This window comes from Kitasatospora sp. NPDC006697 (assembly GCF_042869935.1).
Classification (GTDB): domain Bacteria; phylum Actinomycetota; class Actinomycetes; order Streptomycetales; family Streptomycetaceae; genus Kitasatospora.
Genome location: NZ_JBIAGU010000015.1, coordinates 1 through 26,709, shown reverse-complemented (window position 1 = coordinate 26,709; position 26,709 = coordinate 1). Strand labels below are relative to the sequence as shown.

The window sequence follows — 26,709 nt, the reverse complement described above, 5'->3', positions numbered from 1 at the left end:
GCCCTCACCCTTCCCGGTCCGCTGTCGCAGGGACCACTCGATCATAGGGAGCGCCGGGCCCCGAATCCGGCGATCCCCGCCACCACGGTGCCGCGCACCGACGGGCTGCCGGCGTGTCCCGCTTGCCGGTCACCTTCCACTCGGCTCTCCCGGTCTCCCGGTCGGATGGTGCAACCCCGTTCAGGCCTCGCGTGATTGAAGCGCCGAGCGGTGAATGTTAGCGTTCACAGATGTCCGAGTACTTACCTCGCCCTGCCGCCCCCCGCCGCCGGAACGAGCACGAGGACCCGGCGCCCGGCCGGAACGCCCTCGCGCCCCGGGCCTGGCACCGGTCGGACGCGCCCGCGCTTTCGCTCAACGGCACCTGGCGGTTCCGGCTGTCCGCCACGGCGGACGCGCCGGAGGAGTTCGCCGAGCCGGGGCACGACGACAGCGGGTGGGCGGAGCTGCCCGTCCCCTCCCACTGGGTGCTCCAGGGCCACGGTTCCCCCTGGTACACCAACATCGCCTACCCCATCCCGCTGGACCCGCCCCGGGTGCCGACCGAGAACCCGACCGGGGACCACCGCCTGCTCTTCGACCTGCCCGCCGGCTGGCCCGGGGCAGGACCGGAGGAGGGGGCGCGGACGGTCCTGCGGTTCGACGGCGTGGAGTCCTGGTTCCGGGTCTGGCTCAACGGCAGCGAGTTGGGCACCTCGAGCGGCAGCCGCCTGCCGGTCGAGTTCGACGCGACCCCGGTGCTGGGCGAGCGCGGGAACGTGCTCGCCGTGCGGGTCCACCAGTGGTCCGCCGCCAGCTACCTGGAGGACCAGGACATGTGGTGGCTGCCGGGGATCTTCCGCGACGTCACCCTGCTGCACCGCCGGGCCGGATCGGTCGCGGACCACTTCGTCCACGCCTCCTACGACCACCGCACCGGCCACGGCAGCCTGAGGGTGACCGCCACCCCCGAAGGGCGCGTCCTGGTCCCCGCGCTCGGGATCGACGTCGCCACCGGAACGGAGGCGGTCGTCCCGGTCCGGCCGTGGACCGCCGAGACCCCGCACCTGTACGAGGGAGAGCTGGTGACCGCCGGCGAGCGGGTGCCGCTGCTGATCGGCTTCCGCACCGTCCTGGTCGAGGACGGCCTGCTCAAGGTCAACGGGCGCCCGATCCTGCTGCGCGGCGTCAACCGGCACGAGTTCCACCCCGAGCACGGGCGCGCGGTGCCGGCGGAGACCATGCTGGCGGACGTGCTGCTGATGAAGCAGCACAACATCAACGCCGTGCGCACCAGCCACTACCCGCCGCACCCGGCCTTCCTCGAGCTCTGCGACCGCTACGGCCTGTGGGTGATCGACGAGTGCGACTACGAGACCCACGGCTTCGAGGGGGCCGGCTGGCGGGGCAACCCGTCCGACGACCCCCGCTGGGCCGACGCGCTGCTCGACCGGGCGCGCCGGATGGTCGAACGCGACAAGAACCACCCCTCGGTGATCCTCTGGTCGCTCGGCAACGAGGCCGGGACCGGCCGCAACCTCGGGCTGATGGCCGACTGGATCCGTGCGCGCGACCCGCAGCGCCCGATCCACTACGAGGGCGACCGCAGCTGCCGCGACGCGGACGTGTACAGCCGCATGTACGTCCCCCACGAGGAGTTGGAGCTCATCGGCCGCCGTGCCGAACCACCCTTGGAGGACCCGGAGTTGGACGCCAGGCGGCGCGCCATGCCGTTCATCCTCTGCGAGTACGCCCACGCCATGGGCAACGGGCCGGGCGGACTCGCGGAGTACCAGCGGCTGTTCGAGCGCCACCCGCGCTGCCAGGGCGGCTTCGTCTGGGAGTGGATCGACCAGGGCCTCGCGCAGCGCACCGCCGACGGGCGGCCGTTCTTCGCCTACGGCGGCGACTTCGGGGAGGAGCTGCACGACGGCAACTTCGTCTGCGACGGCCTGCTCTTCCCCGACCGGAGCCCGTCGCCGGGGCTGCTGGAGTACAAGAAGGTCATCGAACCCGTCCGGCTGAGCGGCGATGCGGCGACCGGGCTGCTGACCGTGGCGAACGGCCACGACTTCGCCGGTCTGGACCACCTGGCCTTCGGCTGGACCGTGGAGTGCGAGGGCGTCGAGGCCGCGGCCGGTGTGCTCGAGGTGCCGCCGCTCGGGCCGGGGGAGTCGGCCGCGGTGAAGCTGCCCGCCCTGCCGGACGGGCTCCCGGCCGGCGAGCGCTGGTGGACGGTGCGCGCCTGCCTCGCCGCGCCGACGGAGTGGGCGCAGCAGGGCCACGAGGTCGCCTGGACCCAGTTCCCCGCCACGAGTGCCGAGGCCCCGGCCGCCGTCACCCCGGCCGGCCGCCTCGCCCCCGTCGCCGACGGCGCGCGGATCACGCTCGGCACGGGCGAGTTCGACGCCGCCACGGGCAGGCTGCTGCGGCTGGGCGGACTCGAGCTGGACGGCCCGCAGCTCGACGTCTGGCGCGCGCCCACGGACAACGACAACGGGCCGAGCTGGGAACCCTACGCCCCGGTCGCGGCCGGATGGCGGCGCATCGGGCTGGACCGGATGCGCCACCGCATCGACGAAGTCGCCACCGACGGCAGCTCGCTGACGGTGCGGACCCGGCTGACGGCCGCCGCGATCGGCCTCGGCCTGGCGGTGACCTACCGGTGGACCGCGGACGGGGCCCCGGGCGGCGGCCTGCGGCTGACCGTCGCCGTGCGGCCCGAGGGGGAGTGGCCCGGCCCGCTGCCGCGCCTCGGGCTCCGGCTGGGCCTGCCCGCACGGCTGGACCGGGTCACCTGGTTCGGCGGCGGCCCGGGGGAGGCCTACCCCGACACCCGCGAGGCGGCCCGGATCGGCCGCTACTCCCGCTCGGTGGACGCGATGCAGACCCCGTACGTGCTCCCGCAGGAGAACGGCAGCCGGATCGACGTCCGCTGGGCCGAGTTCGCCGCGGCCTCCGGCGAGACCCTGCGGGTCGAGGGAGCGCCGCTCTTCGCGCTCACGGCCCGCCGCTGGACCACGGAGCAGCTGGACGCCGCCCGCCACACGACCGACCTGGTCCCCGGCGAGCGCGTCTGGGTCAACCTCGACCTGGCCCAGCACGGCATCGGCTCCGCCTCCTGCGGCCCGGACGTGCTGCCGCAGCACCGCCTGGCGGTGGCCCCCGCCGAGTTCGGCGTGACGCTGCGCACCCGCACCGAGTCCGCAGGCTGACCGTCAGACATCCTATGAATGCGATGAGTTCGCTGCGGGCCTCACGGCCGGCGGCGAACGGCGTTCGGCAACTGCCTCGCTTCACCAGGCACTTCTCGGCAGTTCCGGCACGCCTCTGGACAAGCGAGTAACGGCGCATCAAGAATCGATCCCATGTCTTGGGCGTCGGGCGTCGACTGCTCTGGCATATGCATGACACTCCACCCCACCCCGAGGAGACGGCTCATGCCCATCAGCAGGCGAACCTTCCTGTCCGGCGCCACCGGTGTGGCCGCCGCGGTGACCGCGGCCGGTGTGCTCGGCGCGCCCGGCGCCCGGGCCGCGACGGTCACCTACACGCCGTCCTGGCCCTCGGTCGACCAGCACAACCCGGCCCCCGAGTGGTTCCAGGACGCCAAGTTCGGGATCTACTTCCACTGGGGCGCGTTCAGCGTGCCCGCCTACGGCAACGAGTGGTACCCGCGCCGGATGTACATCAGCGGGGACGACGTCAACACCCACCACCTCGCCACCTTCGGCGACCCCTCGGCGTGGCCGTACCAGAACTTCATCGACGGCGGTTACGACAAGGCCGGCAACCACGTGCAGTTCGCCCCGAAGCTCGCCTCCGCGGGCGGCGGCTTCGACCCGGTCGCCTGGGCCCGGCTCTTCAAGGCCGCGGGCGCCCGGTTCGCGGGCCCCGTCGCCGAGCACCACGACGGCTACTCCATGTGGGACAGCAAGGTCAACGAGTGGAACTCGGTCGGCCGGGGCCCGCGCCTGGACCTGCTCCGGCTGCACGCCGACGCCATCCGCGGCCAGGGCCTCAAGCTGCTGGTGGCCATGCACCACGCGTACCACTTCAACGGCTACTACGACCACGTCCCCGCGCAGAGCACCCCCACCCTGCAGAAGCTCTTCGGGCAGCTCGGCACCACCGCGGAGAACCAGCTCTGGTACGACAAGCTCAAGGAGGTCGTGGACGGCTACCGGCCGGACATCCTCTGGGAGGACTTCGACCTGTCGAAGGTCGACGAGGGGCAGCGCCTCAACTTCCTCTCGTACTACTACAACCAGGCGCAGACCTGGGGCACCGAGGTGGTCGCCACCTACAAGGACGGTTACGACAACAAGGGCGAGGTCTTCGACTACGAGCGCGGCGGCCCGGCCGACATCACCAGCCCCTACTGGCTCACCGACGACAGCATCAGCAGCTCCAGCTGGTGCTACACCACCGGCATCGGCTACTACACGCTCCCGCAGCTGCTGCACTCGATGATCGACCGGGTCAGCAAGAACGGCAACATGCTGCTCAACATCGCCCCGATGGCCGACGGCACCATCCCGCAGGGCCAGCAGGACCTGCTGCTCGGCATCGGCGCCTACCTCGGGGCCTTCGGGGAGTCCATCTACGCCACCCGGGCCTGGACCGTCTACGGTGAGGGACCCACCAAGATGGGCGGCGGCTCCTTCACCACGCCCACCGCGGGCACCCCGCAGGACATCCGGTTCACCCGCGACAAGGCCGGCACCACCCTCTACGCCACCGTGCTGGGCTGGCCGGGCAGCAGCCTGCCGATCACCACCCTCAGCTCGGTCCGGATCGACCTGGGCACCCTGGCCTCGGTGCAGCTGCTCGGTCCGACCGCCGGCACCTACACCACCCTGACCGGCCACACCCAGGACGCGACCGGCCTGCACGTGACCCTGCCCTCGGCCACGGCGCCCTTCCCCGCCCAGGCCTACGTGGTCAAGCTCAGCTTCTCGGGCCCGATCCCGCAGCTGCGCCCGGGCAACACCGTCAGCGTCTACCAGGACGTCGACTACTCCGGTGCCGGCGCCAAGCTGCTCCTCGGCAGCTACACCTCGGCGCAACTGCAGGCGGCCGGGCTCGCCCCCAGCAGCATCTCCTCGCTCCAAGTCCCGCCCGGCTACCAGCTGGTCGGCTACTCCGGCGACAACCTCACCGGCACCGCCTGGACCTTCACCAGCGACAGCGCCGACCTGCGGCCGAGCGGGAACAACGACGCCATCGTCTCGCTGAAGGTGACCTTCAACCCGGCCGCCTACTTCCGGATCACCAACCTCACCGACGGACTGGTGCTGGACGGCGGGGGAAACGTCGCGGCCGGCTCCGGCCTCAAGCAGTGGACCTGGAACGGCAGCACCAACCTCCAGTGGCAGGCCGTCGACCTCGGCACCGGCTACTACCGGCTGGTCAACCGCACCAACGGCCTGGTCGCCGACGGCGCGGGCGCCACCGCCAACGGCTCCGCCGCCGTGGAGAACCCGTGGAACGGCGGCACCGCCCAGCAGTGGCTGATCACCGACCGGGGCAACGGCTACTGCAGCATCGCCAACCGCGCCACCGGCCTGGTCCTCGACGGCGGCGGCGGTGTCGCCTCCGGCGCGCCGACCAAGCAGTGGACCTGGGACGGCAGCACCAACCTGCAGTGGGCCTTCACGGCTCTGTGACCGGCAGGCCCCCGACCGCCCGGCCGGCGCGGACGCCGCGCGGGGAGGCGCCGAGTTCGCGGTGGCAGGCCTTGTTGAACGCCTGCAGGTCGGGGATGCCGACGGAGGCCGCGACGGCCGGGATGGAGAGGGTGGTGGCCCGCAGGAAGTGCCGCGCCCGCGCCATCCGGCGGGCCCGGATGTAGCCGACCACCGTCGTCCCGGTGGTGCTGCGGAACAGCCGGGTCAGGTGGTTGTGGGAGAGGCCGGCCGCCCGGGCGATCTCCGGCACCGTCAGGGGCTCGGCCAGGCGCGCCTCGATCAGGGCGATCGCGGCCGCCACGGCCGGGTGGGCCGCCGGCGCGGTTCGCCTGGTGCCGGGGGCCAGCTCGGCGATCCGCCACAGGGCGGACCACACCTCGGCCGTGGCCTGGGCCGGGGTGTGCGGCCAGGCGGCCAGCGCCTGGCGGAACTGCGCCGTGAGCAGGTCGAGTTCGGCGCCGGCCTGCTGGACCACCGGGATGCTCCGGGGCGCGCCGGCCGAGCCCAGCCGGAGGTGGACGTAGAGGTGCTGGGAGCGGCCCCGGTAGCGGTAGCGGACCTCGGCGCCGGGCGGCACCAGGCTGACCGTGCCGGGGCGGACCGGGTGCTCGGTGCCGTCCACCGTCAACTCGGCCTGGTAGCCGTACAGATGGAGCTGCCACAGCTCGGGCAGCGAGAACACGTCCACCGGGCCGGCCAGCCCGTGCACGCCGATGCCGACGGTGGCCAGGACCGGGGGCTCGTCCAGACGGGCGAGTGCTGAGCGCATGGTCGCAGGTTCTACCACGGCGGCCGGCGGCCGGCGAGGGCGCGGCGGATGGTGGAAATCGACCAGCGGAGGGTGACTGCGGCCCACGCGGCGGGGCGGCGGCCGGACCTAGCGTGGCGGTCATGGAGAACAGGATGGAACTGCTCGATTCGGTGCGGATGGCGCGCTTCGTCGCGCGCGGTTCGCTGCGGCTGGACGCGGTGGTCCCGGCGGAGCTGAACGCCGAGGGCCTGGCGGTGCTGGCGGACGGGGTGCCGTCGGTGCCGTACGGGACGCCGGTTTCCGAGGCCTACCCGCAGGGCTCCTTCGTCCGCCGGCTGCTGGAACTGCCGCAGGTGGCGGGAGCCCTGTACAGCCTGGTGGGCCCGGACCCGTGGGTGGACCACCACCACGTGCACACCCGGGAGCCCCGCGGCGGTGCGGCGCAGCCGCTGCACGGGGACGCCATCATCGACGTCCGGCCGGACGCCTTCGACGTCCAGCTGATGTACTACCCGCAGGCGGTGACGCTGGAGATGGGCGGCACGCTCAGCGTGCCGGGCAGCCACCTGCGGCGGATCAACGAGACGGACACCGGCCGCTACCAGAACCTGCGCGGGCAGGACCGGCTGGTCTGCCCGGCCGGGACGGTGGTGTTTCTGCACCACGGCCTCTGGCACGGCGGCCGGCGCAACGACAGCGACACGCTCCGCTACATGTACAAGATCCGGTTCAACCCCAGGGTCCGCCAGCAGCGCCTCTGGGACACCTCGGACCTCGCCGACCCGCGGGTGGCCGCCGAGCTGGACGTGATGTTCCCCTGGTACGAGCAGGCGACCGGCCGACTGGAGCGGTACAACCGCATCCTGCTCTGGCGGGAGCTGACCGGCGACCACGGATTCGACCTCGACCACTGGGTGACCAGGGTCTCCAACCGCCCCCGGGAGGCCGCGGTATGACCACCACCGACCCGGCCGCCGAGGAGCGCACGGCGCTCCGTCAGCAGGTGCTGGTGCTCTACCTGTCCGACTCGGCGCTCGACTCCTGGGTGGTCGGCTGGTCGCTGTACGACGGCACCGGCCGCACCTCGCCCACCACGGGCGACAGCGACGAGCCGCCCTACAGCTCGGGGGTGGCGGCGCTCCAGGACGGCTGGCGGCTCTTCCAGGCGGCCCAGCTGATCCCGCCGTACCCGGGCCACGAGTACGACGTCTCCTTCCTCAAGCACGAATTCCTCTTCGAACGGATGGTTGACAGCGGCAAGATCCAGCTGACTTGACAGGACCATTGTGAGCGTTAACAATCAGGCTTGCGCGATAGTTGGGATTTGAACTTCTCGGCATCGCGATCCCGCCGCCGGTGTGTCCCGCCCTGCCCCGGACGGGGGCGCGCCAGTGGCGGGGACCGCCGGGACCGAACCGGCGCCCCACCGACCCCGAACCGACGACGCCCGCCCCCAGGGCGGGCGTTTCGCTTTCCGCACAGTGCCGAACGGAGTGTCCCGTGTCGCGATACACACGCGAATCCGCCGCTGAACCCAAGGTCACCGAGGAGATCGCCGGAGCACACCCGGACGGGCGGCGGATCACCCGCTGGACGTTCGGCTTCCCGGAGGGCGTCACGGTGGAGGTGCTCAGCCTCGGCGCCCGGCTGCAGGCCGTCCACGTGCCGGACCGGGAGGGGATGCGGGCCAACGTCGTCCTCTGCAGCGACGAGGTGCCCGATCTGTTCGGCGAGGCCGCGTACTTCGGCGCGACGGTCGGCCGGTACGCCAACCGGATCGCGCACGGCATGCTGCCCCTGGGGGACCGGGTGCACCGGCTGGCCATCCAGCCCACCGGGCACACCCTGCACGGCGGACCGGACGGGTTCGCCACCCGGCTCTGGGACGGCGCGCTGGTCCGCGCGGGCCGGCAGGTCGGCGTCCGGCTGCGGCTGCACAGCCCGGACGGCGACCAGGGTTTCCCGGGAGCCGTGTCGGCCGAGGTGACCTACCTGCTCGGCCCGGACGGCGACCTCTCCATCGACTACCGGGCGGCCACGGACGCCCCGACGGTCGTCAACCTCACCAATCACGCCTACTTCAACCTCGCGGGCGAGGGCCGCTCGTCGGTGCTCGACCACCTGCTCCAGGTCAACGCCGAGCAGTACAGCCCCGTGGACCGCGACCTGATCCCGCTCGGCGCCCCCGCACCGGTCGCCGGCACGCCGTTCGACCTGCGCGAGGCCCGGGAGATCGGCGGCCGGATCGCCGCCGGCCACCCGCAGCTCAGACGGGCGGGCGGCGGCTTCGACCACAACTGGGTGCTCGACGGCGCCGGCCTGCGGCAGGTCGCCGTGCTGAGCCACCCCGGCAACGGCCGGCGGATCGAGTGCCTGACCACCGAACCGGGCCTGCAGGTCTACACCGGCAACCACTTCGACGGCTCGCTCACCGGCCGCTACGGCACCCCGTACCGCGCGCACGCCGGGATCGCGCTGGAGACCCAGCACTTCCCGGACTCGCCCAACCACCCCGAGTACCCCTCCACCCTGCTGAACCCGGGGGAGGAGTACCGCTCGACCACGGTGTACCGCTTCTCGGCCCAGTGAGCGCCGCCGGTCGTACCGCCGGCGTGGGTCCTCGGGCGGTCCCCGGGCGGTGGCGGGGCGGGGGCGGCGGGACGCGGGTCGCACTGGTTCGCGGGTGCGGGCGGCTCGGCTCCTCCGGGAGGTCGGATCATTGACGGACGGACGGTCGGACCGACGTGGTGGTCAGCCGGCGACGAAGACCCGCACGTCCCAGGGCCCCAGCCGGACCGGGCTGCCGGCCGCGGCCGCGGTGCCGGTCAGGACGTCGGTCAGGTCGGCAGGAGCGGGGGCTTCGGCCGGCTCCCAGCTCCAGTTGTGGACCACGTGGACGCGGCGCCCGTCGGGGCTGGTGCCGGTGGTCGCGGTAACGGAGGCGGGCAGGTCGTGCCAGCCGCTGACCGGGGCCGGGGCGAGCCAGGCGGCCAGGGCACGGGCGAAGCCGGGGCCGGGCACGGTGCCGACACAGGTGACCCGGCCCGCCCCGTGGGCGTGGGTGGTGGCGGCGGCCCAGCGGCCGAAGTGCGGGTGGTCGTACCCGGCGAGCACGGTGGCGCCGGTGCTGTTCAGCCCTTCCACCCAGTGGGTGGCGGTGGCGTCCTGGGGGAGCGTCAGCGGGCTGTCGGGGGCGGTGCGCAGCGCGAGCGGGGCCGACAGGTTGCTGATCTCCTCGTGGTGCGCGCCGGCGGCGTCGGTGAGGCGGGCCGGGGTCGGCTCGTGGCGGGCCCGGGCCTCCTGGTCGGCGTAGCCGGTGCGGGGGCCGAGGACCAGGTGGCCGCCGGCCCGGGCGTAGGCCTCCAGCCAGTCCAGGGTGGAGTCCTCGGCGAGGTAGAGGCCGGGGACCACCAGCACGGGGTGGCGCCGGGCCGCCGCCTCGGGGGCCGTGCCGTCCCGGTCGCCGCGCGGGTCGTGCAACTGGCGGACGTGCAGGATGCGGACCTGGCGGCCGGAGTCGAAGGCGCCGCGGTAGAAGGAGTCGAAGATCCGGTGGTAGGAGCCGCCGTCGGCCTCACCGTTCGCGCCGCCCAGCGGCGGGTACTTCTGCATCAGCCACTTGCTGGGCATCGAGTAGGCCATGGCGATGTCGGCATCGGGGTCGAGTCCGGCCACCAGTGCCCCGGCGGTCTCGAACTCGGCTCCCAGCCGGGCCAGTTCGGCGTACACCCGGCCCGGACGGCCGCTGTGCGGCAGGATCCCGCCCCAGTAGGTCTCGGTGCCGAAGTGCAGGGTGTGCCAGTGCCAGTACTCGATCATCCGGGCGCCCCGGGAGACCATCGCCCAGGCGGCCTGCCGCCACTGGCCGTCGAAGGCCGGCCGGTTCTCCGAAGTGCCGCTGATGGCCTGGGCGTTGGTCTCGGTGACCAGGAACGGCTCCTGCCGGGAGGAGAAGATCCGGTCCGCGCTCTGGAACACCGACCAGACCCCGGTGCCCATCCACGACGGGTTGAGCTCCAGGTCGGGCAGGGTCAGGCCGTCCTGCATGTCGTAGTACGGGTTGGCCGCGGTGATGTCCAGGGCGTCGGTCAGTTCGTCGTCCTCCAGCGCCGGGTAGCCGTAGGCGAGGCAGGTGGTGACGAACTGGTCGGGCCGGGTGTACTCGCGGGCGATGCGGGCCTGCCAGGCGATGAACTCGGTGGTCTGGCGTGCCTGGAAGGCGCGCCAGGCGACGTCGTACTGCGGCTGCTGGTTGCCGTCGGGCGTCCACAGGTCGGCCCAGGTGCTCAGCCGGTGCGACCAGTAGACCAGGCCCCACTCGCGGTTGAGGGTCTCCACGTCGCCGTACTCGGCGCGCAGGTGGTCGGTGAACCGCTGGAAGACGGCGTGGTTGTGCGGGAGGCGCAGGCCGGGCTCGTTGTCGAGCTGGAAGCCGATGACGGCCGGGTGCGCCGCGTACCGGGCGAGGATCGCGCGGATCACCCGTTCGGCGTGGAAGCGGAAGGCGGCGTGCGTGAAGTCCGCCTCCTGCCGGGCGCCCCAGCCCACGCGCTGCCCGGTGGACTGCTCGGCGGCGATCTCCGGGTACTGCCGCACCAGCCACGGCGGTACGGCGTAGGTGGGCGTGCCGAGGATGACGGAGATGCCGCGCTCGTGTGCGGCGTCGAGCACCGGTTGCAGCCACTCCAGCTCGAACCGGCCGTCCTCCGGCTCCCAGGTGGACCAGACGGATTCGCCGACCCGGATGACGGTGAACTTCGCCTCCGCCATCAGGTCGAGGTCTTCCTGCAGCCGCTCGTACGGCTGGTACTCGGGGTAGTAGGCGGCGCCGAACAGGACGCGGTCGGGCAGCGGGAACATGGGTGCACCTCGGGGCGGGGTCGGGTCAGGAAGCGGTGCCGGTCACCGTGGTGCCGGACTTGGTCACCTGGTAGCTGACGGTGGCGCCGGTCCAGAACTGGAAGGTGAGCGTCGCCGGGATGCCGTCCTTGAGCGCGTTCAGGAAGTCGGGCTTGAGGATCAGGGCGTTGTTCGCGTAGTCCGGCGCGAAGGCCGAGTTGAACGCCTGGTAGGCGGTCCAGCTCGCCGAGCCGGCGTTGGTTCCGTCGGCGTAGACGGCCTTCATGGTCGCCAGCAGGTCGCCGTTGAACCGGGTGGGGATGGTGAGCCCGGTGGTGGTTCCGGTGGCGCCGGAGGCCACCGGCTTGTCGGCGGTGCGGATGTTGATCTGCCAGGGGACGCCGGTGGAGAACTCGGCCTTGATGGTCGAGTCGATCCCGTAGGCCTGGTTGCCGCTGAGGCGGGCGAGGGCCTGCGCGGTGAGGGTCAGCTGGTCGCCGTCGACGGTGTAGTCGGGGCCCTCGGCCAGCTTGGTGTGGCCGTTCCACAGGCCCTTGAAGGTGGTGCCGTTGAGGTTGAGGGTGAGGGTCCGGGCCGCGAAGGGGCCGCCCTTGGGCACGAAGACGTTGTCGCTGGAGGCGGTGCCCGAGCGGACCTTCCAGGAGGACTTGATCAGAGCGAACAGGTCGGGCTCGCGCCACTGCAGGGCGGTGCGGTCCAGGTAGTTGTAGTCGTCCCAGAGGGCGCTGGTGACGCCGTTGAGCCGGGCGTGGTAGTTGACGTCCTCGAAGTACTTCAGCATCTCGCCGTGCTCGACGGTGCCCGAGTTGGGCTCGCTGAGCAGGCCGTACTCGCCCAGGTAGACCGGGATGCCCTTGGCGACGAACTCGCTGTGCATCAGGGCGAAGGTGTCGGCCAGCATCTGCTGGTCCTGGGCGTCGAAGGTGGTGCCGCCCGCGATGTTCACGCTGAACGGGTAGTAGCCGTAGTAGTGGACGGTGGCCACCAGGTTGGGGTCGTGCAGGGAGGCGATCTCCCCGTTCAGGTCGTCCATCAGGGGCTGGGACGGGGTGCAGCCCTGGGTGGGCAGGACGAGCAGGCGGTTCTTGTTCCCGCCGCCGGAGCCCCGCACGATGGTGAAGAACGCGGTGTTGAGCTCGTTCAGGTACTGGGTCTTCTGCACGTCGGTGGCGTTGTAGATCACCGGCTCGTTGACGCTCTCCAGGAGCAGCTTGCGCGGCTCGTCCTTGAAGACGGCGGCGATCTGCTGCCAGGTGGCGTCGTAGCGGGCCATCACGTTGTCGTGGTCGGTGGCGATCGCGGAGATCCACTGCCAGGAGTCGTGGTGCACGTTCAGGTCGACGTAGAGGCCGTCGGCCAGCGCGTAGTCGACCACCTGCTTGACCCGGGCCATCCACACCGGGTCGACGGTGTACGGGGCGGTGGTGGACTGGTGGGGGTACCACGTGACGGGGATGCGGACGCTGTGGAAGCCCTGGGCCCTCAGGAAGTCGAAGAGCGCCTTGGTGGTGAGGGGGTTGCCCCAGGAGGTCTCGTCGGGGATGGCGTCCAGGGTGTTGCCGAGGTTCCAGCTGGGCTGCATCTTCGCCACGGCCTCCATCGGGTCGTTGGGGACCCAGGTGGAGGCGGCGTCCGTCGTCGCCGCGTCGGCCGGGGCGGCGACGGCGGTGCCGCAGGCCAGGCCGCCGGTGGTGACCAGGGCCACCAGGAGGCTCGCGGTGCGGGTGAGACGGCGGCTGCGCGGGCCGGTGGTTCGAGGTGCGTGGTTCACGGGGGCCTCTCGTGGGGTGGTGGGGGGCGGGAGGTCTATGCGGCTCGGTAGTCGAACCAGTCGACGTGGACGGTGCCGGTCGCGGCGTACATGCCGATCACCCGGCCGGTGAAGCCGCCGGCCACTTCGGTGGACAGGTAGCGGCCCTCGAGGGTGCCGAGCACGGTGAACGTGCCGTCCGGCTCCTCGACGCCGAAGGAGAGGAGGTCGGGGCCGGTCCGCGCGTCCTGCGGTGGGGCCAGGGCGATGTCGAGGCCCAGGACCACCGGGCCGGCGGGCAGCGGTCGGGACGCAACCTCGGTGCGCAGCGGGCCGATCCGGGCGAGGACCTTGACCGTGCCGGCGTCGGCCTCGATCTCGTAGTGGTGCTGCTCGTCCAGTCGGACGGCCAGGCCGCCCCGGCCGGCGGAGGCGTCGACCAGGGCGCGCACCCTGCACGTCAGGTGCTGTTGGCGGCGGCCGGTGAACACCACGTCGGGCTCGTCCAGTGAGGTGCCGGCGGCGTGCAGGGTGAGCCAGCCGGCGCGCTCCTTGGTGCCGCACAGCTCGGGGCGGCGCTCGCGCACCGAGATCCACTGCGGGTGCAGTTCGGCCTGGTCGAAGTCGTCCCGCTCCGGCACTGGCTGAACGGGCGTCAGCGGCCAGGCGGGCGCGGGCATCTCCAGGGAGAGTTCGCCGACGACGGGCCAGCCGTCGACCCAGCTCACCGGTGCGAGGAAGGTCTCGCGGCCGAGGACGTGCCAGCCGGGGGTGCCGCCGCCCGGTCGCACGGCGAGCAGGACCAGGCACCAGGAGCCGTCGGGTGCCTGCACCAGGTCGGCGTGGCCGGTGTTCTGGATCGGGTGATGGGTGCTGCGGTGGGTCAGGATCGGGTTGGCCGGGCACGGCTCGAACGGGCCGGTCGGCGACTCGCTTCGGGCGATGGCGACACTGTGGCCGCGCTCGGTGCCGCCCTCGGCGATCAGCAGGTACCAGTACTCGCCGATCCGGTAGAGGTGCGGTGCTTCGGGGGCCTGCGCGCCGGGAGCGCCGGACCAGGTCCGCTCCGGCTCGCTCAGGGTCTCGCCGGTGGCCGGGTCGAGGCGGAGCTGGGAGATGCCGGCGACCGTGCACCAGCAGGTGCCGTCCTCGTCCCAGGCCAGGTCGGGGTCGATGCCGGGAACGCCGGGCAGCGGCAGCGGCTCGGACCACGGGCCCGCCGGATCGGTGGCGGTGTAGAGCACGTTGCCGCTGGAGCCCACGTTGGTGACGATCAGCCAGAACCGGCCGTCGTGGTGGCGCAGGGTGGGCGCGTAGATCCCGCCGGAGGAGGGCATCTCGCGGGGCAGGCGCAGCTGGCTCGGCCGGTCCAGGGCGTTGCCGATCTGGCTCCAGTTCACCAGGTCGCGGCTGTGGAACACGGGGATGCCGGGGAAGTACTCGAAGCTGGAGCAGACGAGGTAGTAGTCGTCGCCCACCCGGCAGATGCTGGGATCGGGGTGGAAGCCGGGGATCACGGGGTTGGCGACGGTGGCGTCCGCCGGGTGCCGGCCTGACACGCGGTCATGTCCTTTCGAGGGTTCCGGTGTGCTGGGGTGGGACCGGGCGGCCTTGAAGCCGACGGCCCCGGGCTGATGGTGTGAGCGCTCACAATTCCCTTCGAAGAGGGCCTGTCGGCGGACAGCGGGGGATCAGTGCGCGCGCAGCACCGCGCAGCCGCCGGGCGCGAGTTCGCTCGCCCGGGCGTCCGTCAGCAGGTCGTGGGCGGGTTCGGGCAGCGGCACGGCCCGGTCCAGGTGGTTGATCAGCAGGTGCCAGCGGCGGCCGTCCGCACCGTGCCGGGTGACGGCCTCCACCCCGGCGGGCAGGCCGGGCAGCACCGGCTCGACGCCGGCCTCCGCGAGCAGCCGGGCCACCAGGGCGGTGTAGTCGGCCTCGTCCAGGCGGGTGGAGAGGTACCAGCCGTGGCCGGAGCCGAAGCCGTGCCGGGTGAGCGCGGGAGCGTCCGCGAGCATGCCGTGGGTGTAGGCGGCGACCGTCTCGGCGCCCTCGGTGCGCAGCGACTCGCTCCAGGAGGTGGCGTGCGACCCGTCGGAGAGGGCGATCCGCTCCTCGCGCGGCAGCGGGCGGTACTCCTCGACCCGGATGCCGAGCGCCTCGCGCAGCGGCGCCGCCGGGCAGCCGCCCAGCCGGGAGTGCATCCGCTCGTCCACCGCGCCGCTGAACTGCTGCACCAGCAGCGTCCCGCCGCCCGCCACGTACCCGCGCAGGTTGGCGGCGCCGGCGTCGGTGAGCAGGTGCAGCGCCGGTGCCAGGACCAGGCGGTAGCGGCTCAGGTCCTGCTCGGGGTGGGCCAGGTCGACGGTGGCGCCGGCCTCCCAGAGCGCCCGGTGGGCGCGGCGCAGCGTGCCCGGGTAGTCGAGGTCGGCCGAGGGCAGCCCGTCCACCTCCAGGGCCCACCAGGCATCGGAGTCGTGCAGCACGGCGACCTGGGCGCGCACGGTGGAGCCGGCCAGCTCGCCGAGCCGGGCCACCGCCCGGCCCAGCTCCGCGACCTCGCGGAAGGTCCGGCTGTCCGGCCCGGCGTGCGGGACCATCGCCGAGTGCCACTGCTCCGCCCCGGCCCGGGACTGGCGCCACTGGAAGAACAGCGCGCCCTCCGAACCGCGGGCGATGTGGGCCAGGCTGTGCCGCAGGATGTCACCCGGCTCCTTGGGGAGCACCCGGTCGCCGGCGTAGACGGTGTTGGTGCCCTGCTCCATCAGCAGCCAGGGCGCGCCGCCGGCGAAGGAGCGGGCCCGGTCGGCGTCGTAGGCGGCGGCCGCGGCGGCTTCCACGCCGGCGGCGGCCGGGTAGTGGTCGATGGTGACCAGGTCGAGCTCGCGGCCGAAGGCCCACAGGTCCAGGTTCTGGTAGTCGGGCACCATCAGGTTGGTGGTCACCGGGCGGTCGCTGCGGGCGCGGATCGCGTCGCGCTGCTCGCGGTAGGCGGCCAGCGCCTCGTCCGCCCAGAACCGGCGGAAGTCCACGGCCTGGCCGGGGTTCTTGTGCCACTGGGTGGCGCGCGGCGGCAGGATCTCCTCCCAGGAGCCGTAGCGCTGGCTCCAGAAGGCGGTTCCCCAGGCCTCGTTGAGCGCGTCGAGGCTGCCGTGGCGGGCCCGCAGCCAGACCCGGAAGGCGGCGGCGGTGTGCTCGCAGAAGCAGAGCGTCGCGTACTCGTTGTGCACGTGCCACAGGGCCACCGCCGGGTGGTCGCCGTAGCGCTCGGCGAGGGCCTCGGCCATCCGGCGGGCGGCCCGGCGGTAGGCCGGGGCGGCGAGGCAGTAGGTGTCCCGGCTGCCGTGCACCAGCCGGGTGCCGTCGGGGCGGACCGGCAGGGCGTCGGCGTGGGCCAGGGTGAACCAGGGCGGCGGGGCGGCGGTCGGGGTGGCCAGGTCCACGGCGACCCCGTTGGCGTGCAGGCGGTCCAGGTGCGCGTCGAGCCAGTCGAACGCGTAGCGGCCCTCCTCGGGTTCCAGCAGGGCCCAGGAGAAGACGCCGACGGTGGCCAGGTTGACCCGCGCCCGGCGCATCAACTCGTCGTCCTGCTTCCAGGTCCCCGGGTCCCACTGCTCCGGGTTGTAGTCCCCGCCGAAGGCGAGGCCGCCGAGGCGGTCGGTGAGCTGACGGGTCGACATCGGGAAGTGTTCCTCTCGTGGGGACGTCTCGGGGGGCGTCTCGGGGGTGGCGTCAGCGGCGCGGGCCGGGCGCCGGCGCCGGTCCGGTGCTCTCGCGGACCACCAGTTCCGGCCGGGTCAGGGCGAGTTGGTCCATCGGCTCGGTGCCCGCGGCGACTGCCGCGATCCGGGCCATCACCTGCTCCACGGCCACCCGCCCTAGCTCCCTGCGCGGGCCGGTCACGGCGGTGAGCCGGGGCGAGTGCTGCTCGGCCAGCTGCTCGGGGCAGAGGGCGATCACCGAGGCGTCCTCCGGAACGGTGCGCCCGCCGGCCCGCAGCAGATTGAGCACCGGGCCGATCGCGGCCTCGTTCTGCACCACGAAGCCGGTGGTGTCCGGGCGGTCCGCGAGGATCCGGGACAGGGTGCCGGCGGTGCTCTCGTAGGTGCTCTCGCAGGGCCGGTGCACGAAGCGCAGGCCGCGCAGTTCGGCGCGGGCGCCGAATCCGCTCAGGGTGCGCTCGGCGTAGCCGGCGTGCCGCCGGTAGACGGCACTGCCGTAGCCGATGAAGGCGACGTCCCGGTGGCCGAGGTCCGCCAGGTGGTCGGCGCAGAGCGCGCCGGCGGCGGTGAAGTCGTGGTCCACGCAGGAGAGTCCGTCCGGAACGTCGGGCAGGCCGATCAGGGCGGCCGGGGTGCCCTGGGCGCGCAGCACCGCGATGCGGTCGTCGCCGATGCGCACGTCCATCAGGATCACCCCGTCCGCGAGCCCGCTGGCGGCCACCCGCAGCACGCCCTCGGGGCCCTCGTCGTTGGTGAGCAGCAGCACGTCGTAGCCGTGCGCGCGGGCCGCGACGGTGACGGCGATGGCGATCTCCATCATGGTCGGCACGTAGACCTCGGTGTGCAGCGGCACCACCAGGGCGATGATGTGCGAGCGCTTCCCGGCCAGTGCGCGGGCCCCGGCGTTGGGGTGGTAGCCGAGGTCGGTGATGGCCCGCTCGATCCGCTCCCGGGTCTCCTGGGAGATCGGGCGCTTGCCACTGAGCGCGTAGCTGACGGTACTTGACGAGACGCCAGCGTGTCTGGCCACGTCGGCGAGAGTCACCATCGACGGTCCTGCTTCCTTCGGATCGGGGTGGAGAGTGGTCCCGGCGCTCGGCGAGGAGGCGGGTGCCTGGACCGGTCCGTTCGGTGCGGGTCCGCCGGCCCGGGGCCCGGTCAGCCCTTGATCGCCCCGGTGAGCATCCCGGTCCGCAGGTGCTTCTGGACGAACGGGTAGACCATGACGAGCGGCACCAGGGTGAGCACCACCACGGCCATCTGCAGCGAGAGCGGCGCGGTCTGCGCGTGGGTGCTGCCGAATCCGGAGTTGACCGAACCGGGCAGTCCGTTGCCCCGGTTGACGTAGGTGAGCAACACGTACTGCAGCGGCCACTTCTGACTGTCCGTCGGCATGTAGAGCATGACGTTGAAGAAGGAGTTCCAGTAGCCCACGCCGTAGAAGAGCGCGATCACCGCCGTCACCGCCCGCGAGGTCGGCAGCACCACCGACCAGAGGATCCGCCAGTCGCCCGCCCCGTCCATCCGGGCCGCGTCGATCAGCTCGCCGGAGGTCTCGGAGTAGAAGGCGCGCAGCACCAGGATGTTGAAGACCGAGACCGCGCCGGGCAGGATCAGCGCCCACCACTGGTCGTAGCCGCCGAGTCCGGTGACCACCAGGAAGCTCGGGATCAGGCCGCCGCTGACGAACATCGTGACGACCAGCAGCAGCAGGATGAAGCGGTGCCCGAACGAGCGGGAGCGGGAGAGCCCGTAGGCGCAGAGCACCGACACCACCATCGACACCGCCGTGCCGACGCCGGTGATGCCCAGGCTCACCAGCAGCGCGGTGATCACGGTCGGGTTGTCCAGCATCTGGCGGTAGGACTCGAGGGTCAGGCCGTCCGGCCAGATCACCAGTCCGCCGGCCCGGTTGACCGCCCCGGGGGTGGAGAGGCTGGTGAGCACGATGATCCAGAGCGGGACCAGGACGACGCCCACCACTCCGGTGAGGGTCAGCCCCTTGGCGGCCTGGCCGACGGTGCTCGGCGGCTCCTGCCAGGGCGGGCGCGCGGTCCGCGCGGAGCGTCGGGAGGCGGCCGCCGGGTCGCTCGCGCGCTTGCCGCGGCCGATGCTGAGTACGTTCGTCATTTCCGGTAGAGCCCGTCCTCGCCGAAGGCGTGCGCCATGCGGTTGGCCCCCCAGATCAGCAGCAGCGAGACCACGCTCTTGAAGAGCCCGGCCGCCGCGCCGTAGCTGTAGTTGCCGGTGGCGATGCCGTAGTAGAAGGAGAAGGTGTCCAGCACGTCGGCGGCGTCGTGGCCGACGGCCGCGCGCTGGATCAGGAACTGCTCGAAGCCGACCGACAGGGCGTTGCCCAGGCGCAGCACCAGCATCAGCACGATCACGCCGCGCAGCCCGGGCAGGGTGATGTGCCACATCCGCCGGAACCGCCCCGCGCCGTCCGCCGCCGCGGCCTCGTACAGCTCGGTGTTGATCGCGCTCAGGGCGGCCAGGAAGACGATGATCCCCCAGCCGGCCTCCTTCCAGACCGCCTGGGAGGTGATCAGCAGGGCGAAGGTGTGCGGGTTGGTCATGATGTCCCAGGTACCCGTGTCGTGCTGCCGCAGGAAGTGGTTGAGCACGCCGGCGCCGCCCAGCATCTGCTGGAAGATCGTCAGGGCGAGCACCCACGAGAAGAAGTGCGGCAGGTAGAGCACGGACTGGATGAAGTTGCGCATCCTCTCGCTGAGCACCGAGTTCAGCAGGAGGGCGAGCGCGATCGGGACGGGGAAGAACAGGACCAGCTGGACGAAGCTCAGGTACAGCGTGTTCTTCAGAGACTCCCAGAACAGCGGGTCCCCGAAGAGCTGCTGGAACTGGTCGAACCCGACCCACTGGCTGTGCCAGACGCCGATCAGCGGATCGTAGTCCTGGAACGCGGTGGCCAGGCCGAACAGCGGGGCGTAGTTGAAGACCAGGAGGAGGACGACCGCCGGTACCGTCATCAGCAGCAGCGACCGGTCGCGCCGCAGCCTGATCCGCCAGTTCAGCCGCACCGGCGCCTCCCGGCGCTCCGACCGCGCCGTGCTCACTGGCCCGTGCCGTACTTGTCGAGGACGTTGTCGGTCATCCACCGCTTGAGCTTCGCGCCCTGGCCGGACCTCCAGGTGGCGACCGCGTCCTGGACGTCGGAGACCTTCTTCTTGCCGTGGTAGCAGTCCTTGATGGTGTCGTTCACCGCCTGGGCGGCCTGGGCGCTGGCGATCTCCTGCGGCATGCTGTAGTTCATGGCCCAGAACGGCGGCTTGACCATGTACTTGACGTTGGCGGCCTGCCAGGCCGTGTAGTCCTTGGTGACCACGTCGGAGCCGGGGTTGCTGATCACGGAGGAGGTGGAGCAGAGGAAGGGGAAGGTCTGCGCCTGGACGTCCTTCTTGCCCTCGTCGGTGAAGGTCGGCACGCCGTTGACCCGGTTGTAGTGGGTGCCCTCGACGCCGAAGTTGACCATCGTGTACTCGGCCGAACCGTAGGGCGCGGCCAGGTAGTCCGCGACCGCGAGCAGCTCCTCGATCTGGGCCGGCTTCAGGTTGGCGTTGAGGTAGCTGATCATGCTGGCGGCGGCGCCCATGTAGACCAGGGGCGTGCCCTTGCCGTCGGCGGCGAAGAAGTCGAAGGCGCCGCGCCGGTAGTCGGGGTTGGCGGCGACGCCGGACTGGTAGTCGCTGAGCGTCCAGACACCCGTACCGGCGCCGGTGATGAGCTCCTTGCCACCGTAGAAGCGGGTGGTGCCGTTGGCGTTGTCGCCCGCGAGGGCGTCCGGGTGCACGTAGCCGGCGGTGGCCGCGCGGTAGCACCAGTCCAGGGACTCCAGGAGCTCCTGGGTCTCGAAGAGGTGGACCAGCTTGCCGCTGTCGACCTTCCAGGTCAGCGGCGCGCCGAACGAGGTGTAGAGGTAGGTCCACATGTCGTCGAAGGCCCAGACGCCGCGCTTGGCGTCGGTCAGCTCCTTGCCGAGGTTCATCAGGTCGTCGGCGGATCGCACCTGGTCGGCGGTGATCCCGCGGGACTGGAAGACGTCCTGGCGGAAGGAGAGCATGCCGGCGACGGCGAACCTGGTGGGGAAGCAGGGGATGCCGTAGAGCTTGTCGTTCCACACCCCGACCTGCCAGGCGCCGGTCGGCAGCGCGGCCAGGTTGGGGTACTTCCTGATGTTGTCGCCGGACAGGTAGGGCGTCAGGTCGGCCAGCTGGGAGCCGACCAGTTCGCCGGTGTTGAAGTTGGAGTTCCACCAGCTCGGCAGCTGGACCCAGTCGGGCAGCTTCTTGGCGGCGGTCATGGTCGGCAGGATGGTGTCGTAGTTGTTGCCGTCGGCCGGCTTCATGGTGAAGTTCGTGCCCAGGGCCTTGTTCATGGCCTGGTAGAACGAGTTGCCGGGCTGCGGCACGGTGCCCCACAGCGGCGTGACCGCCGTGTAGCTGCCGCCCCTGCCCGGCGTGCCGGACACGGTGGAGAGCGGGGAGGCCGGGTAGCTGAGGAAGCCGGGGTCCGTCGCCGCCCCGGCGGCGCCCTCGACGGACGGGATGTCCGCCTTGAGGGCCGTGCTCGGCACGAAGGCCGGCAGTGCCGCCTTGAGGCCGGTGGCGGTGTTCGCACCCGTCTTGTGGGCCGACCCGTCGCCGCAGGCGGTGAGCAGCGGCGCCATGGCGGCTGCTCCGGCGAGCGACGCACTGGTGGTCAGAAACCGTCTCCGGTTCAGCTCCGAGGTCATGATGGCCGGCCTTTCCCCGCACTGGATGTCGAAGCGCTTGGATGTTTCGGCGAGACTAACGACGAGTTACCGGTTCAGCAAGGCTCTGAACAAATGCAAATTCGTTCTGTGTAGGGGGTGTTGACAGGCTCTCTGGAGCGTGTCAGCGTCGAAGCGTTTCGACCTGCGGCCATCGAGCCCAGCCCGCCCGAAGGGTTTCCCACGTGAGTTCCGCGTCTCCGTCCGCAGCCGAACTGCTGCCGTTCCGCGATCCCGCGCTCTCCCTGCGCAAGCGTGTCGACGACCTGCTCGACCGGCTCACGCCGGAGGAGCGGCTCGCGATGCTGCACCAGTACGCGCCGGCTGTCCCGCGCCTGGGTGTCGCGTCGTTCCGGACCGGCAGCGAGGCGCTGCACGGTGTCTCCTGGCTGGGTGTGGCGACGGTCTTCCCGCAGGCCGTCGGCCTGGGCGCGAGCTGGGACGAGGAACTGGTGCGCCGGGTCGCCGAGGCGGTCTCGGTCGAGCTGCGCGCCTTCCACTACCACCGTCCGTCCGTCCTCGCCCCGACCCGGGGGGCCAACAGCCTGCAGGCCTGGGCGCCGGTGCTGAACCTGCTGCGCGACCCGCGCTGGGGGCGCAACGAGGAGGGCTACTCCGAGGACCCGGTGCACACCGCCCGGATCGGCGAGGCCTACTGCCGCGGCCTGGCCGGCGACCATCCGGACTACCTGCGGGCGGCCCCGGTGCTCAAGCACTTCCTGGCGTACAACAACGAGGACGACCGCTGCACCACCTCCTCCGGGCTGCGCCCGCGGGTGCTGCACGAGTACGACCTGGCGGCCTTCCGCCCCGTGGTCGAGTCGGGCGCCGCGACCGGTGCGATGGCCGCCTACAACCTGGTCAACGGCCGTCCCTGCCACGTCAGTCCGCTGATCGAGGAGGAGCTGCGCCGCTGGGCCCGGCCGACCGGCCACGAGCTCTTCGTGGTCAGCGACGCCGAGGCGCCGTCCAACCTGGTGGACCCCGAGCACTACTACGAGGACCACGCCGCCTCGCACGCGGCGGCGCTCAAGGCCGGGATCGACAGCTTCACCGACCACGGCGAGGACAGCGAGACGGTCCTCGGCCGGCTGCGCGAGGCCCTGGAGCGCGGCCTGACCGACCAGGAGGACGTCGACCGGGCCATCCGCCGCCAGCTCGAACTGCGTTTCCGGCTCGGCGAGTTCGACCCCGAGCTGGACCCCTACGCCGGGATCGGCGCGGAGGTCGTGGACTGCCCCGAGCACCGCGACCTGGCGCGCGAGGCGGCGATCGAGTCGGTGGTGCTGCTCAAGAACTCCGGCCTGCTTCCGATCGAGCCGGAGCGCACCCGCCGGATCGCGGTGATCGGCCCGCTGGCCGACACCCTCTACGAGGACTGGTACAGCGGCACCATGCCGTACCGCGTCACCGTCGCGGACGGCCTCGCCACCGCCGCCGGTCCGCACGGCGGCCAGGTGGTCCGGGTGCCCGGCACCGACCGGATCACCCTGCGCTCGCGAAGCACCGGCGAACTGCTCGGCGGCACCGAGTTCGACGTGGCCGAGTGGGGCCACGGCGTGCTGACCCTGAACGACGCCGACACCGGGCTCTTCCTCTGCGTCCAGCAGGACGCCACCCTGGCGGCCGACCAGGCGCAGCTGAAGAGCTGGGAGGTCAACGAGACCTTCCGGCTCACCGAGGCCGAGGACGGCACCGTGCTGCTGCAGGCGGTGCGCACCGGCCGCTACGCCGCCGTGGACGCGGACGGGCTCGTCACGGTCACCGCGGAGACCGCGCAGGAGGCCGAGCGCTGGCAGCGCGAGCTGCTCCGGGACGGCCTCGCCGAGGCGGTGGCCGCAGCGGCCGAGGCCGACGCGGCCGTGGTCGTCCTCGGCAACCACCCGATGGTCAACGGCCGGGAGACCGAGGACCGGCTGGACACCGCGCTGCCCGGCTCGCAGGACGCGCTGCTGCGCGCGGTCGCGGCCGCCCGCCCGGAGACGGCGCTGCTGCTGGTGAGCAGCTACCCCTACGCCGTCGACTGGGCCGACCAGCACCTGCCCGCCGTGTTGTGGACCTCGCACGGCGGGCAGGAGACCGGCCACGCGGTGGCCGCCGTGCTGCTCGGCGACGCCGAGCCGGCCGGCCGCCTGCCGCAGACCTGGTACCGCGGCGACGACCGGCTGCCGCAGCCGCTGGACTACGACATCATCAAGGCCGGCTGGACCTACCAGTACCACCGCACCGCGCCGCTCTACCCGTTCGGCCACGGCCTCTCCTACACCGAGTTCTCCTACCGCGGCCTGGCCCTCGCACAGTCCGGGATCGACCGGGACGGCACGGTGGAGGCCACCGTGACCCTGGCCAACACCGGCTCGCGGCCCGGCGCCGAGGTGGTCCAGCTCTACCTGCGGGCCGTGGACGCCCGGTACGAGGCGCCGCTCCTGCGACTGGCCGACTTCCGCAAGGTCCGCCTGGCGGCGGGCCAGGAGAGCGAGCTGACCTTCCGTCTGCCGGCCGAGCGGTTCGCCCACTGGGACGTGGCGACCGGCGCCTTCACCGTCGACCCCGGCGCCTACGAGGTGATCGTCGGCCGCTCCGCCGGCCACCCGGTCCTCAGCGCTCCGGTCACCGTGACCGGTGCGGCCCCCGGACCGCGTGCGCTGGTCGGCGGCCGCACCCGCGCGGTCGACTTCGACGACCACACCGACATCACCATCGTCGACGCCACCCTGGTCGAGGGCGATGCGGTCACGCCCACCGATCCGCACCGCATGGCGACCCTGCTGTTCCGCGAGGCCGACCTCACCGGCGCCGTCCGGATCGAGGCCGAGACCGCCCGGGCCGAGGCCGGCGAGGTTCCGGCCGTGCTGGAACTGCGCGCCGGGAAAAGGCTGCTGGCCGCGATCGAGATCCCCGTCAGCGGTGACCGGTACGCCTGGACCACCTCCGCTGCGGAGTTCGCCACCCCGCTGGACGGCGTGCACGACCTGGTGCTGACCCTGCGCGGTGCCTTCCGCCTGGCCGGCTTCCGGCTCGCCGCCGCGGACTGAGGCCGCCTCCCGGGGGCCGGCGGCCCGTCCCGCCCGGGGCGGGCCACCGGCCCGCGTCCCACCCCCAACTCGCACTCGCACCACCGGAGAGAACCACTCATGTCGCTCGCCGACTTCGGGCAGGACCAGTACGCCGCCTACCGGCCGGAGGTGACGGTGCCCCAGGACTTCGACGCGTTCTGGCAGCGCACCCTCGCCGAGGCCCGCTCGCACGCCGCGCCGGTCAAGGCCGAACGGGTCACCGCCCAGTACGGGCTGCGCACCGTCGAGGTGGACGACGTGCGCTTTCCCGGCTGGAACGGCGAGCCGGTGGCCGGCTGGCTGCTGCGCCCGCGCGGCGCGACCGGTCCGCTGCCGGTCCTCGTCAGCTGCCTCGGCTACAGCAGCGGCCGCGGGGAGCCCAGCGAGCACCTCTTCTGGCCCTCCACCGGTTTCGCCCAACTGGTGGTCGACACCCGGGGCCAGGGCCACGACACCCCGGACCCGTGGACCGGCAGCGGCACCCAGTGGAGCGAGGGCTTCATGACCCGCGGCATCAACTCGCCGGAGGAGTACTACTACCGGCGGGTGATCAGCGACTGCGTACGGGCCGTGGACGCGCTCGAGGAGCTGCCCGGCCTGGACCTCGGGCGGGTGGTGGTGGCCGGCGGCAGCCAGGGCGGCGGACTGGCGCTGGCCGTGGCCGCGCTGGCGGGCGACAAGCTCGCGGCGGTGCTGGCAGACGTCCCGTTCCTCAGCCACTTCCGGCAGGCCGTGCGGCTCGCCTCCGAGGGTCCCTACCCGGAGCTGGTCAACTACCTGCGCTGGCACAGCCGCCACAAGGTGGAGCAGACCTTCGCCACGCTCGACTACTTCGACGCGGTGCACTTCGCCCGGCGCGCCACCGTGCCGGCCCAGTTCGGCGTCGCCCTGATGGACCAGACCTGCCCGCCGCTCACCGTCTACGCCGCCTACAACAGCTACGCGGGCGAGGACCGGAGCATGACCGTCTGGCCCTTCGCCGACCACAGCAGCGGCTGCGGCTCCACCCCGCCCACCCAACTGGCCTGGCTGGCCGAGCGCGGGCTGGTGCCGGCGGAATGACCGGGCCGACTCGTCCTGAGGAGGCCGCGTTCGCCGGGCTGCTGTGCGGGCTCGCCGCCCGCTACCCGGACCTGCCGCCGGTGTGGATCACCGGGAACGGCTCCGCCGAGGCCGACACCGTCACGCCCGACGGCGCGGTCCACGAACCCGACCGGATCGGCTTCGGCCTGGTGCACGTCGACTACGACACCCTGACCCGCACGCCCAAGGACAGTTATCACTGGTACCGGGGCCTGATCACCGCGCACCGTGCGCGGACGGAGGAAGCCGCCCGATGAAGTTCACCGACGGCTACTGGCTGATGCGCCCCGGCTTCACCGTGCGCTATGCCGCGGAGGTCGCGGACGTGCGGGCCGAGGAGCACCGGATGACCCTGTACGCGCCGGTGAAGCAGGTGCGGGGCCGCGGTGACACGCTCAACAGCCCGCTGCTGACCGTGGAGTGCTGGTCCCCGGCCGAGGGCGTGATCGGGGTGCGCACCACCCACCACGCCGGATCGGTGCGCCGCGGACCGGAGTTCGCCCTGCCCGGCACGGAGCAGGGCGCCGGAAAGGTCCGGCGGGACGGGGCCGTGGCGGAACTCGTCGCCGGCGAGCTGGCGTTGCGGGTCGACACCTCCCAGCCCTGGCGCCTGGAGTTCACCGCGGGCGGGCGGGTGCTGACCTCGGCCGGTGAGCGGGGGACCGGATTCGTCACCGACGAGGCGGGCGGGCATCACATGCTCGGCCAGCTGGCGTTGGGTGTGGGGGAGTTGGTGTACGGGCTGGGGGAGCGGTTCACGCCGTTCGTGCGCAACGGCCAGGTGGTGGACATCTGGCAGGCCGACGGCGGCACCAGCAGCGAGCAGGCCTACAAGAACATCCCCTTCCACCTGACCAACCGCGGCTACGGCGTCTTCGTCAACCACCCCGGCAAGGTCTCCTACGAGGTCGGCTCCGAATCGGTGGGCCAGGTGCAGTTCAGCGTCGAGGACCAGACGCTGGAATACTTCCTCGTCTACGGCCCGACCCCGAAGGAGATCCTGCGACGCTACACCGCGCTCACCGGCCGCCCCGCCCTGCCGCCGGCCTGGGC

At 72.3% G+C, this 26,709-nt stretch carries 17 protein-coding genes and 1 pseudogene; 9 read left to right on the top strand and 9 right to left on the bottom strand.

Features of this window, described 5'->3' with window-relative positions:
• Positions 1–230 precede the first annotated feature (230 nt).
• Positions 231–3,194: a glycoside hydrolase family 2 TIM barrel-domain containing protein gene (locus ACFYNO_RS21855; protein WP_388014741.1), complete on the top strand. Its 2,964-nt coding sequence runs from the start codon at positions 231–233 to the stop codon at positions 3,192–3,194.
• Between the two features lie 225 nt (positions 3,195–3,419).
• Positions 3,420–5,648, top strand: coding sequence for an alpha-L-fucosidase (locus tag ACFYNO_RS21850; protein ID WP_388014738.1), 2,229 nt, complete (start codon positions 3,420–3,422; stop codon positions 5,646–5,648).
• Here ACFYNO_RS21850 and ACFYNO_RS21845 read toward each other — a convergent pair.
• On the bottom strand, positions 5,635–6,438 hold the full coding sequence (locus tag ACFYNO_RS21845) for a helix-turn-helix domain-containing protein (protein WP_388014735.1): 804 nt from the start codon (positions 6,436–6,438) through the stop codon (positions 5,635–5,637). The two genes, ACFYNO_RS21850 and ACFYNO_RS21845, sit on opposite strands and share 14 nt — an antisense overlap.
• A 122-nt stretch (positions 6,439–6,560) precedes the next feature.
• Here ACFYNO_RS21845 and ACFYNO_RS21840 point away from each other — a divergent pair, with 122 nt between their 5' ends.
• The 3 genes from ACFYNO_RS21840 (at position 6,561) to ACFYNO_RS21830 (ending at position 9,009) form a co-directional block, all read left to right on the top strand.
• Positions 6,561–7,376: a phytanoyl-CoA dioxygenase family protein gene (locus ACFYNO_RS21840; RefSeq protein ID WP_388014732.1), complete on the top strand. Its 816-nt coding sequence runs from the start codon at positions 6,561–6,563 to the stop codon at positions 7,374–7,376.
• Positions 7,373–7,696: a hypothetical protein gene (locus ACFYNO_RS21835; RefSeq protein ID WP_388014729.1), complete on the top strand. Its 324-nt coding sequence runs from the start codon at positions 7,373–7,375 to the stop codon at positions 7,694–7,696. Before ACFYNO_RS21840 ends, ACFYNO_RS21835 begins: the two co-directional genes overlap by 4 nt.
• Positions 7,697–7,920: 224 nt before the next feature.
• The gene (locus ACFYNO_RS21830) at positions 7,921–9,009 is read left to right on the top strand and encodes an aldose epimerase family protein (RefSeq protein WP_388014726.1); all 1,089 of its coding nucleotides are present in this window, start codon (positions 7,921–7,923) and stop codon (positions 9,007–9,009) included.
• Between the two features lie 162 nt (positions 9,010–9,171).
• On the opposite strand, the gene ACFYNO_RS21825 is transcribed toward ACFYNO_RS21830, so the two are convergent.
• The 8 genes from ACFYNO_RS21825 to ACFYNO_RS21790 all read right to left on the bottom strand — a co-directional run bounded on the left by ACFYNO_RS21825 (position 9,172) and on the right by ACFYNO_RS21790 (position 21,499).
• Positions 9,172–11,280, bottom strand: a complete 2,109-nt coding sequence (locus ACFYNO_RS21825; protein ID WP_388014723.1) for a beta-galactosidase — start codon at positions 11,278–11,280, stop codon at positions 9,172–9,174.
• Positions 11,281–11,305: 25 nt separating this feature from the next.
• The gene (locus ACFYNO_RS21820) at positions 11,306–13,051 is read right to left on the bottom strand and encodes a cellulase family glycosylhydrolase (RefSeq protein ID WP_388014720.1); all 1,746 of its coding nucleotides are present in this window, start codon (positions 13,049–13,051) and stop codon (positions 11,306–11,308) included.
• Positions 13,052–13,086: 35 nt separating this feature from the next.
• Positions 13,087–14,589, bottom strand: coding sequence for a glycoside hydrolase family 43 protein (locus ACFYNO_RS21815; RefSeq protein WP_388014717.1), 1,503 nt, complete (start codon positions 14,587–14,589; stop codon positions 13,087–13,089).
• Between the two features lie 132 nt (positions 14,590–14,721).
• Positions 14,722–16,707 carry a beta-galactosidase gene (locus ACFYNO_RS21810; protein WP_388014714.1) on the bottom strand — a complete coding sequence of 662 codons (1,986 nt, stop codon included), beginning with the start codon at positions 16,705–16,707 and terminating at the stop codon, positions 14,722–14,724.
• A 52-nt stretch (positions 16,708–16,759) separates the two neighbouring features.
• Positions 16,760–17,797: a LacI family DNA-binding transcriptional regulator gene (locus tag ACFYNO_RS21805; RefSeq protein WP_388014711.1), complete on the bottom strand. Its 1,038-nt coding sequence runs from the start codon at positions 17,795–17,797 to the stop codon at positions 16,760–16,762.
• A 110-nt stretch (positions 17,798–17,907) separates the two neighbouring features.
• A complete protein-coding gene (locus ACFYNO_RS21800) occupies positions 17,908–18,879 on the bottom strand; it encodes a carbohydrate ABC transporter permease (RefSeq protein ID WP_388014708.1) in 972 nt (323 codons plus the stop codon).
• Complete coding sequence (locus tag ACFYNO_RS21795) at positions 18,876–19,823, bottom strand: ABC transporter permease (RefSeq protein WP_388014705.1); 948 nt, start codon at positions 19,821–19,823, stop codon at positions 18,876–18,878. Before ACFYNO_RS21795 ends, ACFYNO_RS21800 begins: the two co-directional genes overlap by 4 nt.
• Positions 19,820–21,499, bottom strand: a complete 1,680-nt coding sequence (locus ACFYNO_RS21790) for an ABC transporter substrate-binding protein (RefSeq protein WP_388014702.1) — start codon at positions 21,497–21,499, stop codon at positions 19,820–19,822. The genes ACFYNO_RS21795 and ACFYNO_RS21790 overlap by 4 nt, the downstream gene beginning before the upstream one ends.
• 203 nt (positions 21,500–21,702) lie before the next feature.
• Here ACFYNO_RS21790 and ACFYNO_RS21785 point away from each other — a divergent pair, with 203 nt between their 5' ends.
• The 4 genes and pseudogenes from ACFYNO_RS21785 to ACFYNO_RS21770 form a co-directional block, all read left to right on the top strand.
• A complete protein-coding gene (locus tag ACFYNO_RS21785) occupies positions 21,703–24,552 on the top strand; it encodes a glycoside hydrolase family 3 C-terminal domain-containing protein (RefSeq protein ID WP_388014699.1) in 2,850 nt (949 codons plus the stop codon).
• 99 nt (positions 24,553–24,651) lie between these two features.
• Positions 24,652–25,635: an acetylxylan esterase gene (locus tag ACFYNO_RS21780; RefSeq protein WP_388014696.1), complete on the top strand. Its 984-nt coding sequence runs from the start codon at positions 24,652–24,654 to the stop codon at positions 25,633–25,635.
• The gene (locus tag ACFYNO_RS21775; protein ID WP_388014693.1) at positions 25,632–25,913 is read left to right on the top strand and encodes a family 1 glycosylhydrolase; all 282 of its coding nucleotides are present in this window, start codon (positions 25,632–25,634) and stop codon (positions 25,911–25,913) included. Before ACFYNO_RS21780 ends, ACFYNO_RS21775 begins: the two co-directional genes overlap by 4 nt.
• A pseudogene (locus tag ACFYNO_RS21770) lies at positions 25,910–26,709 on the top strand (alpha-xylosidase); the annotation flags it as partial. The gene ACFYNO_RS21775 and the pseudogene ACFYNO_RS21770, both read left to right, overlap by 4 nt.

Coding starts and splice junctions, on each gene's coding strand:
- ACFYNO_RS21855 (WP_388014741.1), top strand. CDS start 231: ATGTCCGAGTACTTACCTCGCCCTGCCGCCCCCCGCCGCCGGAACGAG.
- ACFYNO_RS21850 (WP_388014738.1), top strand. CDS start 3,420: ATGCCCATCAGCAGGCGAACCTTCCTGTCCGGCGCCACCGGTGTGGCC.
- ACFYNO_RS21845 (WP_388014735.1), bottom strand. CDS start 6,438: ATGCGCTCAGCACTCGCCCGTCTGGACGAGCCCCCGGTCCTGGCCACC.
- ACFYNO_RS21840 (WP_388014732.1), top strand. CDS start 6,561: ATGGAGAACAGGATGGAACTGCTCGATTCGGTGCGGATGGCGCGCTTC.
- ACFYNO_RS21835 (WP_388014729.1), top strand. CDS start 7,373: ATGACCACCACCGACCCGGCCGCCGAGGAGCGCACGGCGCTCCGTCAG.
- ACFYNO_RS21825 (WP_388014723.1), bottom strand. CDS start 11,280: ATGTTCCCGCTGCCCGACCGCGTCCTGTTCGGCGCCGCCTACTACCCC.
- ACFYNO_RS21810 (WP_388014714.1), bottom strand. CDS start 16,707: ATGTCGACCCGTCAGCTCACCGACCGCCTCGGCGGCCTCGCCTTCGGC.
- ACFYNO_RS21805 (WP_388014711.1), bottom strand. CDS start 17,797: ATGGTGACTCTCGCCGACGTGGCCAGACACGCTGGCGTCTCGTCAAGT.
- ACFYNO_RS21800 (WP_388014708.1), bottom strand. CDS start 18,879: ATGACGAACGTACTCAGCATCGGCCGCGGCAAGCGCGCGAGCGACCCG.
- ACFYNO_RS21790 (WP_388014702.1), bottom strand. CDS start 21,499: ATGACCTCGGAGCTGAACCGGAGACGGTTTCTGACCACCAGTGCGTCG.
- ACFYNO_RS21780 (WP_388014696.1), top strand. CDS start 24,652: ATGTCGCTCGCCGACTTCGGGCAGGACCAGTACGCCGCCTACCGGCCG.
- ACFYNO_RS21775 (WP_388014693.1), top strand. CDS start 25,632: ATGACCGGGCCGACTCGTCCTGAGGAGGCCGCGTTCGCCGGGCTGCTG.